The 12,977-nt window shown below is 66.5% G+C and carries 11 protein-coding genes; 9 read left to right on the top strand and 2 right to left on the bottom strand.

Going from position 1 to position 12,977, the window contains the following annotated elements:
* Nucleotides 1-27 precede the first annotated feature (27 nt).
* Both EV656_RS10770 and EV656_RS10765 read left to right on the top strand, forming a co-directional pair.
* The gene (locus EV656_RS10770) at nucleotides 28-1,227 is read left to right on the top strand and encodes a biopolymer transporter ExbB (protein WP_132603602.1); all 1,200 of its coding nucleotides are present in this window, start codon (nucleotides 28-30) and stop codon (nucleotides 1,225-1,227) included.
* 3 nt (nucleotides 1,228-1,230) lie between these two features.
* On the top strand, nucleotides 1,231-3,177 hold the full coding sequence (locus EV656_RS10765; protein WP_132603599.1) for a peptidoglycan -binding protein: 1,947 nt from the start codon (nucleotides 1,231-1,233) through the stop codon (nucleotides 3,175-3,177).
* A gap of 73 nt (nucleotides 3,178-3,250) precedes the next feature.
* Here EV656_RS10765 and clpA read toward each other — a convergent pair whose 3' ends face one another.
* Both clpA and gloB read right to left on the bottom strand, forming a co-directional pair.
* Nucleotides 3,251-5,584 carry an ATP-dependent Clp protease ATP-binding subunit ClpA gene (gene clpA / locus EV656_RS10760; protein WP_132603596.1) on the bottom strand — a complete coding sequence of 778 codons (2,334 nt, stop codon included), beginning with the start codon at nucleotides 5,582-5,584 and terminating at the stop codon, nucleotides 3,251-3,253.
* A 160-nt stretch (nucleotides 5,585-5,744) separates the two neighbouring features.
* Nucleotides 5,745-6,512 carry a hydroxyacylglutathione hydrolase gene (gene gloB, locus EV656_RS10755; protein WP_132603593.1) on the bottom strand — a complete coding sequence of 256 codons (768 nt, stop codon included), beginning with the start codon at nucleotides 6,510-6,512 and terminating at the stop codon, nucleotides 5,745-5,747.
* A 66-nt stretch (nucleotides 6,513-6,578) separates the two neighbouring features.
* Here gloB and EV656_RS10750 point away from each other — a divergent pair, with 66 nt between their 5' ends.
* The 7 genes from EV656_RS10750 (at nucleotide 6,579) to EV656_RS10720 (ending at nucleotide 12,966) form a co-directional block, all read left to right on the top strand.
* Complete coding sequence (locus EV656_RS10750) at nucleotides 6,579-7,325, top strand: class I SAM-dependent methyltransferase (protein WP_132603590.1); 747 nt, start codon at nucleotides 6,579-6,581, stop codon at nucleotides 7,323-7,325.
* Between the two features lie 262 nt (nucleotides 7,326-7,587).
* Nucleotides 7,588-8,148: a F0F1 ATP synthase subunit delta gene (locus EV656_RS10745; RefSeq protein WP_132603587.1), complete on the top strand. Its 561-nt coding sequence runs from the start codon at nucleotides 7,588-7,590 to the stop codon at nucleotides 8,146-8,148.
* Nucleotides 8,149-9,687: a F0F1 ATP synthase subunit alpha gene (gene atpA, locus EV656_RS10740; RefSeq protein ID WP_132603584.1), complete on the top strand. Its 1,539-nt coding sequence runs from the start codon at nucleotides 8,149-8,151 to the stop codon at nucleotides 9,685-9,687.
* Between the two features lie 21 nt (nucleotides 9,688-9,708).
* Nucleotides 9,709-10,581 carry a F0F1 ATP synthase subunit gamma gene (locus tag EV656_RS10735; RefSeq protein ID WP_132603581.1) on the top strand — a complete coding sequence of 291 codons (873 nt, stop codon included), beginning with the start codon at nucleotides 9,709-9,711 and terminating at the stop codon, nucleotides 10,579-10,581.
* 20 nt (nucleotides 10,582-10,601) lie between these two features.
* Complete coding sequence (gene atpD, locus EV656_RS10730; RefSeq protein ID WP_132603578.1) at nucleotides 10,602-12,026, top strand: F0F1 ATP synthase subunit beta; 1,425 nt, start codon at nucleotides 10,602-10,604, stop codon at nucleotides 12,024-12,026.
* A 54-nt stretch (nucleotides 12,027-12,080) separates the two neighbouring features.
* The gene (locus EV656_RS10725) at nucleotides 12,081-12,491 is read left to right on the top strand and encodes a F0F1 ATP synthase subunit epsilon (RefSeq protein WP_132603575.1); all 411 of its coding nucleotides are present in this window, start codon (nucleotides 12,081-12,083) and stop codon (nucleotides 12,489-12,491) included.
* Between the two features lie 124 nt (nucleotides 12,492-12,615).
* On the top strand, nucleotides 12,616-12,966 hold the full coding sequence (locus EV656_RS10720) for an H-type lectin domain-containing protein (RefSeq protein ID WP_132603572.1): 351 nt from the start codon (nucleotides 12,616-12,618) through the stop codon (nucleotides 12,964-12,966).
* The last annotated feature ends 11 nt before the right edge of the window (nucleotides 12,967-12,977 follow it).

The following is a 12,977-nucleotide window of genomic DNA, read 5'->3' as shown; positions in this document are numbered from 1 at the left end:
AGGAACAAGCGCGTCAGGACCCCTTTCATGGACATGACCGACCGCGAGGCCACGCCGCAGTTTTCCCGACCGCTGCGCCAGGTGCTGCTGATGCTGCTGGCCGTGGCGCTGTTCTCGGCCGGGGCCTATATCGCCTATCCGCAGGTGGCGCCGGTCTTTCTGGCCAACCCCTATCTGAACGGCGTGATCCTGTTCGTCTTTGTGGTCGGGCTGCTGGCCTGTTTCCTGCAAGCGGCGCAACTGATCGCCTCGGTCCGCTGGATCGAGGATTTTGCGGCCGGTCGCGACGGGGCCTCGGCCACGCGGGCGCCGCGGCTGCTGGCGCCGCTGGCCGCGCTGCTGCGCAAGCGGGGCAAGCGGATGCAGATCGGCGCGGCCTCGGCCCGGTCAATCCTGGAATCCGTCGCCACCCGGATCGAGGAAGCGCGGGACATCACCCGCTACATCACCAGCCTGCTGATTTTCCTGGGCCTTCTGGGCACGTTCTACGGGCTGGCCACGACCGTTCCGGCGGTGGTCGAAACCATCCGCTCGCTTGCCCCGCAAGAGGGCGAGGGCGGGGTTGAGGTCTTTGGCCGGTTGATGAGCGGGCTGGAGGCACAGTTGGGCGGCATGGGCACGGCCTTTGCCTCCTCCCTGCTGGGGCTGGCCGGGTCGCTGGTGGTGGGGTTGCTGGAACTTTTCGTGGGGCACGGCCAGAACCGTTTCTACCAGGAACTGGAGGAATGGCTGTCCACGATCACGCGGCTTGGCTTTTCCTCGGGCGAGGAGGAGGGCGAAACCGGCGGTGAGGCCGGGCTGCTGGCTGCCACGCTGGATCAGTTGGCCGACCGGATGGCGGGCCTGCACGATCTGTTCGAACGATCCGATGCGGAACGCCGCGCGCTGGAACAGCGGGTCGGTGCGCTGGCCGATGCGGTGGAAACCCTGGGCACCGCGATGGAGGCGCAGCGCGGCGACAGCCACACTCTGACCGAGGCGTTGGCGCGCGTGGCCGAGGGGCAGGAACGCGCCGCCACCGCGATCGAGGCGCGCATGGGCGAAGAGGGGTCGCTGGCTGATGCCGAGGTGCGGATGCGCCTGCGTTCGATCGATGTGCAACTGCTGCGCATCCTGGAGGAAATCGCCGCCGGGCGGCAGGAAACCGTGACCGACCTGCGCGGCGACCTGGCCGATCTGGGCCGGGCGCTGGCGCGTCTTGCCCCGCAAGACACGCGCGGGGGCTAGGCCATGGCGCTGAGCCGGCGCAGCGGGCAGCGATTCCAGGCCTCTATCTGGCCGGGGTTCGTGGACGCGATGACGGCGCTGTTGCTGGTGCTGATGTTCGTGTTGTCGATCTTCATGATCGTGCAGGTGATGCTGCGCGATACGATCACCGGGCAGGAAACGGAACTTTCCCAACTCAATTCCGAACTGGCCGCGCTGGCCGATGCCCTGGGGATGGAACGCCGCCGCGCCAGCGCGCTGGAAGAGGAGGTGGGCACCCTGGACACCGCGCTGGAAGATGCCCGCGCCCGCGCCGAGGAACGCGAGGCGCTGATCGGGTCGTTGCAGGCGCGGGTGGCTGCCCAGGCCGACGATCTGGCGGCGGCGCGGGCGACCATCGACGATTTCGAGGGCCAGGTCAGCCGCCTGCTGGCCCAACGCGACGCCGCCCGCCAGCGGGGCGAGGATCTGCAGGCAGAGGTCGCCGCGCTGGATGCCGCCCGCAGCGCGCTGGAGGCCGAGCAGCAGCGGCTGGAAACGGCGCTGGCCTCTGTTCGGGCAGAGATGGACGCCCAGACCGAGGCCGCCCGCCTGGCCGCCGCCCGCCGCGAGGCGCTGGAGGCATTGGTGGCAGATCTGCGCGCCGAGCAGGCCGAGGGCGAAGCAGCCCGCGCCGCCCTGTCCGAACAGGTGGACAACCTGCAAACCGCCCTGTCCGAGGAAGAAGCCGCCCGCCTGGCAGAGGCCGCGGCCGCCCAGGCCTTGCGCGACCGTCTGCGGGGCGCCGAGGACGAGTTGACCGCCATGACCCTGGCGCTGGAGGAAGAGCGCAAACGCGCCGAGGAAACCCTGACCCTGCTGGCCGCCGCCGAGGCCGCCCGAGAGGGGCTGAACGACAAGCTGTCCGCCGCGCTGGCCGCGCAATCGCGGGCCGAGGACGCCCGGCAGGCAGCAGAGGCCGCCCGTGGGGATGCGTTGACCGCGCAATCGCGGGCCGAGGCCGCGCGCACCGACCTGGCGCAGGCGCTGACCCAAGCGCGGGAGGATCTGGCCCAGGCCCGCGCCGAGCTGGAGGCCCTGCGCACGGAAATCGGCGACCGGGACGAGATCGCCCGCCGCCTGGCCCAGGCCGTTGCCGCCCGGATGGAAGCGGAGCAAGCGGCCGAGCAAAGCAGCGCCCTGGCCCAGGATCGCGCGGCGCTGCTGGCGCAGGCGCAGGCCGCGCTGTCCGAAACCCAGGCGCAATCGGCCGAAAGTCAGCGCAAGGTGGCGCTGTTGAACCAGCAGTTGGCCGCGTTGCGTGCCGAGTTGGGCAGCTTGCAGGCGCTGCTGGACGAATCCGCCGCGCGCGATGCGGCGGCGCAGGTGCAGATCGAGTCGCTGGGCAACCGGCTGAACGCCGCGCTGGCCCGCGCCGCCGCCGAGGAACGCGCCCGCGCCGAACTGGAAGAGGCCGAACGCCGGCGGCTGGAGGAAGAGGCCCGCCGCCTGGCCGAAGAGGCCAAGCGGCTGGAAACCTACCGCTCCGAATTCTTTGGCGAATTGCGCCGCCTGCTGGCCGGGCGCGAGGGCGTGCGCGTGGTCGGCGACAGGTTCGTGTTCTCGTCAGAGGTGCTGTTCGAACCGGGCAAGGCCGACCTGGCCGAGGGCGGCCGGGCGCAGATCGCCAATGTGGTGGATATCCTGCGAGAGGTGGCCGTTGAGATCCCCGACGAAATCGACTGGATCCTGCGGGTTGACGGGCACACCGACGACGTGCCCCTGGCCGACGGGGCGGATTACGCCGATAACTGGGAACTCAGCCAGGCGCGGGCGCTGTCGGTGGTGCGTTACATGGTGCAGGATCTGGGCTTTCCGCCCGAGCGGCTGGCCGCCGCTGGTTTTGGCGAGTATCAGCCGGTAGCCGAGGGCGACAGCGTGCAGGCCCGCGCCCAGAACCGCCGGATCGAGTTGAAGCTGACCGAACAATAGGCCCCCAATGAAATGCCCCCGCAACCGTGTGGGCTGCGGGGGCGGATCGTCAGACCCAATGCGGACCGCTGGTTTATTCGGCGGTCAGCAGGGGCGGTTTCTTGGACCCCAGGCGGCGCTTTTCGGGTTCGGTGATGCGCAGGTCGATCTTGCCGTCCTTGACGCCCACCTTGACCACGCCACCCGTCGACAGCTTGCCGAACAGCAATTCCTCGGCCAGCGGCTTCTTGATGTGTTCCTGGATCACGCGGCCCAGGGGGCGGGCGCCCATCCGGTCGTCATACCCCTTGTCGGCCAGCCATTCGGCCGCCGGGCGGGTCAGTTCGATGGTGACCGAGCGGTCCATCAACTGGGCCTCAAGCTGCAGGACGAATTTCTCGACCACTTGCAGGATGACCTCTTTCGGCAGCGGCGCGAAGGAGATCACCGCATCCAGACGGTTCCGGAACTCGGGCGTGAAGGTCCGCTCGATCGCGGCGGTATCCTCGCCCTCGCGCCGATCGCGGCCAAAGCCGACAGCCGCCTTGGCCTGTTCCGCCGCCCCCGCGTTGGAGGTCATGATCAGGATCACGTTGCGGAAATCGACGGTCCGGCCGTTGTGGTCGGTCAGTTTCCCGTGATCCATCACCTGCAACAGGATGTTGTAGACATCCGGGTGCGCCTTCTCGATCTCGTCCAGCAGCAGCACGCAATGGGGGTGCTGGTCCACGCCGTCGGTCAGCAGCCCGCCCTGGTCGAAACCGACATAGCCCGGGGGCGCGCCGATCAGGCGGCTGACCGCGTGTTTCTCCATGTATTCCGACATGTCGAAGCGCAGCAGTTCCACGCCCAGGCTGTCGGCCAGTTGCTTGGCGACCTCGGTCTTGCCCACGCCGGTCGGGCCGGCGAACAGGTAGTTGCCGATGGGTTTCTCGGGTTCGCGCAGGCCCGCGCGGGCCAGCTTGATCGCCGAGGACAGCGCCTCGATCGCCTTGTCCTGGCCGAACACGACGCGCTTGAGCGTGGTTTCCAGGTCGCGCAAAACCTCGGCATCGTCCTTGGAGACGTTTTTCGGGGGAATGCGCGCGATCTTGGCGACCACGTTTTCGATCTCGCCGGTGTCGATGGTCTTGGCGCGCTCTTCCTCTGCCAGCAGGTGCTGGGCGGCGCCGGCCTCGTCGATCACATCGATGGCCTTGTCCGGCAGCTTGCGATCATGGACATAGCGCGCCGACAGTTCCACCGCCGCCTTGATCGCGTCCGCGGTGTAGCTGACATCGTGATGCTTTTCGAAATACGGCTTCAGCCCTTCCAGGATCTTCACCGCATCCTCGACCGAGGGTTCGGTCACGTCGATCTTCTGGAACCGGCGCGACAGGGCGCGGTCCTTTTCGAAATGCTGGCGGAACTCCTTGTAGGTGGTCGATCCCATGCAGCGCAGCTTGCCGCCCTGCAACGCGGGCTTCAGCAGGTTGGAGGCATCCATCGCCCCGCCGCTGGTCGCGCCTGCGCCGATCACCGTGTGGATCTCGTCGATGAAGAGGATCGCGTCGGGGTGTTCCTCCAGCTCCGTGACCACGGCCTTCAGCCGTTCCTCGAAATCGCCGCGATAACGGGTGCCAGCCAGCAGCGCGCCCATGTCCAGCGCATAGATCGTGGTTTCGGACAGCACCTCGGGGGTTTCGCCGTTGACGATCTTGCGCGCCAGCCCCTCGGCGATGGCGGTCTTGCCGACGCCGGGATCGCCCACCAGCAGCGGGTTGTTCTTGCGCCGGCGGCACAGCACCTGGATGCAGCGCTCCACCTCGTGGCTGCGGCCGATCAGCGGGTCCACGTCGCCCTTGGTGGCCTTGGCGTTCAGGTCCACGCAGTATTTCGCCAGGGCGGAATCGCGGCCTTCGTCCTCGGACGGGGTGGCGGTCTGCGATGCGCCTTCGCCCTCGAACTCGCTGGCGCCGGTGATCGGCCGCTGTTCGCCGAAATAGGGATCCTTGGCCACGCCATGGGCGATGAAGTTCACCGCATCATAGCGCGTCATGTCCTGTTCCTGCAGGAAATAGGCAGCGTTGGATTCCCGCTCGGCGAAGATCGCGACCAGCACGTTGGCCCCGGTCACCTCGGTCCGGCCAGAGCTTTGGACATGGATCGCGGCGCGCTGGATGACCCGCTGAAAGGCGGCGGTGGGCGCGGCCTCGGACCCTTCGATATCGGTGACGAGGGTCGAAAGCTCCTCGTCGATGAAATCGGTCAGCGTCTTGCGCAGCTCGTCCAGATCGACGGAGCAGGCCTGCATGACCTTGGCCGCGTCGGGTTCGTCGATCAGCGCCAGCAGCAGGTGTTCCAGCGTTGCCAGTTCGTGCCGGCGGGTATTGGCCAGCGCGAGAGCGGCGTGAATGGCTTGCTCGAGTGTATTCGAAAACGACGGCACCTTGCGTGCTCCTTTCCTCGTTCGCCCAAGGCCCGACTGCGGCCCCAAGCATGGCGTCTTGTAATTAAGTTTTGGCTTTTACCGCCCCGCTTCAAGTTTTTTCTGATCACAAGTGCCCCGGCGCGTGGGCAGTGCCCCGTTTTTCGGCACGCGGCCCGGCTCAGAACCGATCCTTGCGGGCGCGGATTTCGGCAAAGGCATCGACATCCGCGCAGCCGGGTTGACCGATGGCCTGTTTCACCTTCGCCAGCTTGGCACGCAGAAAGGGGTTGGTGGCCAGTTCCTCGGACAGGCGCACGGGCACGTTGGGGCGCCCCTCGGTGCGGGCGGCGGCAATCTGCGCGGCGCGGGCCTGCAGGGCGGGGTTGTTCCGTTCCACCGTCAGGGCAAAGCGCGCGTTGGCTTCCGCGTATTCGTGCCCGGAATAGACCTGCGTGGACGGGGGCAGGGCGGCCAGTTTCGACAGGCTGGCCCACATGGTGGCGGCGTCGCCTTCGAACAGGCGCCCGCAGCCCAGGGCCATCAGGCTGTCGCCGGTGAACACCGCCTCACTGTCGGGAAAGTGATAGGCGATGTGGCCCAGGGTATGGCCCGACACGTCCAGAACGGTTCCCTTTTCGCTGCCCACGACCACGCCGTCGCCGTCGCGCATGGCCAGGTCCAGCGGCGGCAGGCGCTGTGCGTCGGCTGCCGCGCCGACGACGCGCGCACCGTAGTCGCGGCGCAGGGCGGCGACGCCCGCGATATGGTCCTGATGGTGATGGGTCAGCAGGATATCGGTCAGCTTCCAGCCCCGGGCCTTCAGTTCCGCCTGGATCGGGGCGGCGTCGGGGGTGTCGACAACGGCGGTCGCCCCCGCGACGGGGTCGTGGACGAGATAGGCGTAATTGTCAGACAGGCATGGGACGACAACGATCTCAAGGGGCATGGCTTTCTGGCTCCTCTCTTGTATCTTTGGCTCCGGAAACCTTCGCCCACGGCAAGGCGCGCGGCAATGCATCTGGACGTTCTGGACCTTAGAAACTTTTACTACCGTACCAATCTGGGGCGCGTGGCCCAGCGGGCAATCCGTAACCAGGTGGTCCAGCTGTGGCCCGATGCCAAGGGGCAGACGGTGGCGGGCTTCGGCTTTGCGGTGCCGCTCTTGCGTCCGTTCATGGGGCAGGCGCGCCGGGTGATCGGGCTGATGCCGGGGCAGCAGGGGGTGATGCCCTGGCCGCCGGGGGGCGATAATGTCTCGGCCCTGTGCGAGGAAACCGCCTGGCCGCTGGCCGATGGATTCGTGGACAAGCTGGTTCTGCTGCACGGGCTTGAGACCAGCGAACATCCCTCGTCGGTGCTGGAGGAATCGGCGCGTGTGCTGGGGCCGGGGGGGCGGGCGCTGTTCATCGTGCCCAACCGTTCCGGCCTGTGGGCGCGGCGCGACCGCACCCCCTTTGGCTTTGGCCGGCCATATAGCCCCGGCCAGCTGGAGGCCCAGTTGCGCGCCCATGGATTTGAGCCGCAGCGCAACCTTGCCGCGCTGTTCGCGCCCCCCTCGGACCGGCGATTCTGGCTGCGCAGCGCGGGCATGTGGGAAACCGCGGGCCAGCGCATGTCTGCCCAGTTCGCGGGCGGCGTGCTGCTGGTTGAGGCAAGCAAGCGGGTTTACCGGCCGACCGGCTCGCCTGTGCGCGAGGGGCTGTCGCGACCGCTGCGCGTGCTGGAAGGGTTGCCCGCCGCCGGCGCCGAACCCGCCTGAACCCAAGCGGACAAGGGCTTCGGCGCCCGTTGGCGGGGGGGGCGCGCCATGCGACCGGGTGGCTTTGCTGGGGACGATGACAGCCCGATGCGTGGCTTGCGTCACACCGGGTCACATTAGGGTGTCCAAGGCGGTTGCGAGGTTATCCCGGCTCTGCTACACCCACGCCGATTTCGGAGCGTGCCCGGCCGGGTGCGCCGCTTGATCTGCCCCGTCCGTATTCTGCGGCACGCCAGGGGCTACAGACATCGGAAGGGTTGACGTGTCCGAACCAGCATCGATTTCGTCCGGCATCGCCCAGCGCTATGCCACCGCTCTGTTTGAGATCGCGAAGGAAGCCAAGGACCTCGCCACGCTTGAGGCCGACGTTGCGCTGCTTGATGCCGCGCTGGCCGAAAGCGCGGATTTCCGCGCCATGATCTCGTCGCCGGTCTACACCCGCGATGCCCAGGGCCGCGCGGTTGCCGCGCTTGCGCCCAAGATGGGGCTGTCCGCGATGACCGCGAACACGCTGGGCCTGATGGCAACCAAGCGCCGCCTGTTCGCGCTGCCGCAGCTGACCGCAGCGCTGCGCGCCCTGATCGCCGAGGAAAAGGGCGAGGTCACCGCCGAGGTGGTTTCGGCCAGCCCGCTGACCGAGGCGCAGAAACAGAAACTTGCCGCCGCGCTGAAGGTCAGTGCCGGCAAGGACGTCAAGATCACCGCCGCCGTGGACGAAAGCCTGATCGGCGGCCTGATTGTCAAACTGGGCTCGAAGATGATCGACACCTCGATCCGCGCGCGGCTCAATGCACTCCAGAACACCATGAAAGAGGTCGGATAAATGGGTATCCAAGCAGCTGAGATCTCTGCGATCCTCAAGGAGCAGATCAAGAACTTCGGCCAGGAGGCCGAGGTCGCCGAGGTGGGCCGCGTGCTCTCGGTCGGTGACGGTATTGCGCGGGTCCATGGCCTCGATAACATCCAGGCCGGCGAAATGGTCGAATTTCCCGGCGGTGTCATGGGGATGGCGCTGAACCTGGAAGCCGACAACGTCGGTATCGTGATCTTCGGCTCTGACCGCGAGATCAAGGAAGGCGACACCGTCAAGCGGACCAACGCCATCGTGGACGTGCCCTGCGGCGACGCGCTGCTGGGCCGCGTCGTTGACGGCCTGGGCAACCCGCTGGACAACAAGGGCCCAATCGCGGCCACCGAGCGCCGCGTCGCCGACGTCAAGGCGCCGGGCATCATCCCGCGTAAATCGGTGCACGAACCGATGGCCACCGGCCTGAAATCGGTGGACGCCATGATCCCGATCGGCCGCGGCCAGCGGGAACTGATCATCGGTGACCGCCAGACCGGCAAGACCGCCGTGGCGCTGGACACCATCCTGAACCAGAAGGTCTATAACGACGCCGCCGGCGACGACGAGAGCAAGAAGCTCTACTGCGTCTACGTCGCCGTGGGTCAGAAGCGGTCCACCGTCGCCCAGCTGGTGAAGAAACTGGAAGAAACCGGCGCGATGGCCTATTCGGTCGTCGTGGCCGCCACCGCCTCGGACCCCGCGCCGATGCAGTTCCTGGCACCCTACGCCGCGACCGCGATGGCCGAATACTTCCGCGACAACGGCCGTCACGCGCTGATCATCTACGATGACCTGTCCAAGCAGGCCGTTGCCTACCGTCAGATGTCGCTGCTGCTGCGCCGCCCGCCGGGGCGTGAAGCCTACCCGGGCGACGTGTTCTACCTGCACTCCCGCCTGCTGGAACGTTCGGCCAAGATGAACGAGGATCACGGCGCGGGCTCGCTGACCGCCCTGCCGATCATCGAAACCCAGGCCGGCGACATCGGGGCCTTTATCCCGACCAACGTGATCTCGATCACCGACGGTCAGATCTTCCTGGAAACCGACCTGTTCTATCAGGGCATCCGCCCGGCCGTGAACACCGGCCTGTCGGTGTCGCGTGTGGGCGGTTCGGCCCAGACCGACGCGATGAAATCGGTGGCTGGCAAGGTCAAACTGGAACTGGCCCAGTACCGCGAGATGGCGGCCTTTGCCCAGTTCGGTTCCGACCTGGACGCGGCGACGCAAAAGCTGCTGAACCGCGGCGCGCGCCTGACCGAGCTGATGAAGCAGCCGCAATACTCGCCGCTGACCAACGCGGAAATCGTTTGCGTCATCTTCGCCGGCACCAACGGTTACCTGGACGGCGTCGCCGTCAAGGACGTGACCCGCTACGAGGCCGACCTGCTGTCCTTCCTGCGCTCCAAGCACCAGGACCTGCTGGACGACATCACCAACAATGACCGCAAGGTGAAAGGCGAGCTGCAGGACAAGATCAAGGCCGTCCTCGACGAATTCGCCAAGACCTTCGCCTGAACCTGAGCGGGACCGCGACATATGCCTAGCCTCAAGGACCTGAAAAACCGGATCGGAAGCGTGAAAAACACGCGGAAGATCACGAAGGCCATGCAGATGGTCGCGGCGGCCAAGCTCCGCCGTGCCCAGGACGCGGCCGAGAGCGCCCGGCCCTATGCCGAGCAAATGGAAAAGGTGATGTCGGGGCTTGCCGCCTCGGCCACCGGGGCGGCCAATGCGCCCAAGCTGCTGATCGGCAGCGGCTCCGAACAGGTGCACCTGCTGGTGGTCATGACCGCCGAGCGGGGCCTGTGCGGCGGCTTCAACTCTTCGATCGTCAAGCTGGCCCGGACGAAGATCAAGGAACTGTCCGCGCAGGGCAAGACGATCAAGATCCTGACCGTCGGCCGCAAGGGCCGCGATCAGCTCAAGCGCGAGTTCGGCGATCACTTCGTCGGGCATGTCGACCTGAGCGAGGTCAAGCGTCTGGGTTATTCCAACGCGCAGGACATCGCCAAGGACATCATCGGCCGCTTCGATGCGGGCGAGTTCGACGTGGCGACGATCTTCTTCAGCCGTTTCCAGTCGGTGATCAGCCAGGTTCCGACGGCGCAGCAGATCATTCCGGCGGTGTTCGACGACACGGCCGAGGATGCCAGCACGCTTTACGATTACGAGCCGACCGAGGGCGAGATCCTGGCCGAGCTGCTGCCGCGCGGCGTGGCCACCCAGATCTTTGCCGCGCTCCTTGAAAACGGCGCCTCGGAGCAGGGTGCGCGCATGTCCGCCATGGACAACGCCACCCGCAACGCCGGCGAGATGATCGACAAGCTGACGGTCGAGTATAACCGCTCGCGTCAGGCTGCGATCACCAAGGAACTCATCGAAATCATTTCGGGCGCCGAGGCGCTCTAACGGAACCGGAGAAACGACACATGGCAACTGCTGTAGGCAAAATCACCCAGGTGATCGGCGCCGTCGTCGACGTTCAGTTCGACGATCACCTGCCCGAAATCCTGAACGCGCTGGAAACCGAAAACAACGGCAAACGCCTGGTTCTCGAGGTTGCCCAGCACCTGGGCGAAACCACCGTTCGCTGCATCGCGATGGACGCGACCGAGGGTCTGGTTCGCGGCCAGGAGGTCAAGGATAGCGGCTCGCCGATCTCGATCCCGGTGGGCGATGCCACCTTGGGCCGCATCATGAACGTGATCGGCGAGCCGATCGACGAAAAGGGCCCGGTCACGGCCAAGGAAACCCGCGCCATCCACCAGCCCGCCCCGGAATTCGCCGACCAGTCGACCGAGTCGGAAATCCTGGTCACCGGCATCAAGGTCATCGACCTGCTGGCCCCCTACTCCAAGGGCGGCAAGATCGGCCTGTTCGGCGGCGCCGGCGTGGGCAAGACGGTTCTGATCATGGAACTGATCAACAACATCGCCAAGGTGCACTCGGGCTACTCGGTCTTCGCCGGTGTCGGTGAACGGACCCGTGAGGGCAACGACCTTTACCACGAGATGATCGAATCCAACGTCATCAAGCCCGACAACCTGTCGGAATCGCAGGTGGCGCTGGTCTACGGCCAGATGAACGAACCGCCGGGGGCCCGTGCCCGCGTCGCCCTGACCGGCCTGACGCTGGCCGAACAGTTCCGCGATGCCTCGGGCACCGACGTTCTGTTCTTCGTCGATAACATCTTCCGCTTTACCCAGGCGGGGTCCGAGGTGTCGGCGCTTCTGGGCCGCATCCCCTCGGCGGTGGGCTACCAGCCGACCCTGGCCACCGACATGGGCGCGATGCAGGAACGCATCACCTCGACCAAGCAGGGCTCGATCACCTCGATCCAGGCCGTCTACGTGCCCGCGGACGACCTTACCGACCCCGCGCCGGCCACCACCTTTGCCCACCTCGACGCCACGACCGTTCTGTCGCGTGCGATTTCGGAACTGGGCATCTATCCGGCCGTTGACCCGCTCGACTCCACCTCGCGGATCCTCGATCCCTCGATCGTCGGCGAAGAGCATTACCAGGTGGCCCGTGACGTGCAGGGCATCCTTCAGCGTTACAAGTCGCTGCAGGATATCATCGCGATCCTTGGCATGGACGAACTGAGCGAAGAGGACAAGCTGACCGTGTCCCGCGCCCGGAAAATCCAGCGCTTCCTGTCGCAGCCCTTCGACGTGGCCAAGGTGTTCACCGGCTCGGACGGCATCCAGGTGCCGCTGGAGAAAACCATCGCCTCGTTCAAGGCGGTCGTTGCCGGCGAATACGATCACCTGCCCGAGGCGGCCTTCTACATGGTCGGCGATATCGAGGACGTGATCGCCAAGGCCGAGAAGATGGCGGCCGACGCGGCCTGATCGGGCTGACGGCGCCGGGCGATCCCGTCCGGCGCCCCCATTTGAGGAGGCACCATGGCCGACACGATGCAATTCGACCTAGTGGCGCCCGAGCGTCGCGTGGCCTCGGAAAAGGCAACCCAGGTTGTCATTCCGGGCTTCGAGGGCGATCTGACCGCCATGCCCAACCACGCCCCCCTCATCACCACCCTGCGCCCCGGCGTTCTGGAGGTGGTGACCGAGAAGGGCAGCCAGAAGTATATCGTCACCGGCGGTTTCGCCGAGATCACGGCCGAAAGCACCACGGTGCTGGCCGAGCGCTCGCACCCCGTCGAAGAGGTGACCCAGGCCATGATCGACGAGATGGTGGCCGAGGCCCGCAAAGCCCACGAAGAGGCGCACCCGGATCTGGTTGACGCCTCGGCGCGGATGCTGGCCGATATGGTGGCGATGGGCACCCATATGGGGCTGGAGCCGCAAGGCTGACCGGGCCCAGCCCGCACGATACGCGACCAAGGCCCCGCCAGTGCGGGGCCTTTTGGCATATGGGCTGTTTGCCCTAATTTCGCCGCCATTTCTTGGCACCGACAGGGGCGACGAGGTTGGCAATATGAAGAAGATCGAGGCACGACTGCTGGGGATCGACCAAGGCAGCGTTCTGATGTTCTCGGATTTCGAAAGCGATGGCATCATGTGGACGGGCACCGGGCGCCGCGTCGCACATCGCCAGGTCCGCTTTTCCGAACCGTTCGTGCGCCCGCCAAGCGTGACGGTCGGCATCACCATGTGGGATCTGGACCAGACGACAAACCAGCGGGCCGATATCGCCGCCGAGAATATCACCTGCGAGGGGTTTGACCTGGTGTTCAAGACCTGGGCGGATACGCGCGTGGCCCGCATCCGCGCGGACTGGATGGCCCTGGGGCCGTTGGCGGGGCCGGACGACTGGGATCTGTCCTGAGCGACCCGCCA

Origin of the sequence: Rhodovulum adriaticum, from assembly GCF_004345735.1 — a bacterium.
Lineage (GTDB): Bacteria > Pseudomonadota > Alphaproteobacteria > Rhodobacterales > Rhodobacteraceae > Rhodovulum > Rhodovulum adriaticum.
Note: the sequence above shows the minus strand (reverse complement) of the source record. Positions and strands in the feature narration are given on the sequence as shown.

What these genes read in the sequence shown, in the direction of transcription:
- EV656_RS10770 (WP_132603602.1), top strand. Translation starts at nt 28, where the DNA reads ATGGACATGACCGACCGCGAGGCCACGCCGCAGTTTTCCCGACCGCTG.
- EV656_RS10765 (WP_132603599.1), top strand. Translation starts at nt 1,231, where the DNA reads ATGGCGCTGAGCCGGCGCAGCGGGCAGCGATTCCAGGCCTCTATCTGG.
- gloB (WP_132603593.1), bottom strand. Translation starts at nt 6,512, where the DNA reads ATGCCCCTTGAGATCGTTGTCGTCCCATGCCTGTCTGACAATTACGCC.
- EV656_RS10750 (WP_132603590.1), top strand. Translation starts at nt 6,579, where the DNA reads ATGCATCTGGACGTTCTGGACCTTAGAAACTTTTACTACCGTACCAAT.
- atpA (WP_132603584.1), top strand. Translation starts at nt 8,149, where the DNA reads ATGGGTATCCAAGCAGCTGAGATCTCTGCGATCCTCAAGGAGCAGATC.
- EV656_RS10735 (WP_132603581.1), top strand. Translation starts at nt 9,709, where the DNA reads ATGCCTAGCCTCAAGGACCTGAAAAACCGGATCGGAAGCGTGAAAAAC.
- atpD (WP_132603578.1), top strand. Translation starts at nt 10,602, where the DNA reads ATGGCAACTGCTGTAGGCAAAATCACCCAGGTGATCGGCGCCGTCGTC.
- EV656_RS10725 (WP_132603575.1), top strand. Translation starts at nt 12,081, where the DNA reads ATGGCCGACACGATGCAATTCGACCTAGTGGCGCCCGAGCGTCGCGTG.
- EV656_RS10720 (WP_132603572.1), top strand. Translation starts at nt 12,616, where the DNA reads ATGAAGAAGATCGAGGCACGACTGCTGGGGATCGACCAAGGCAGCGTT.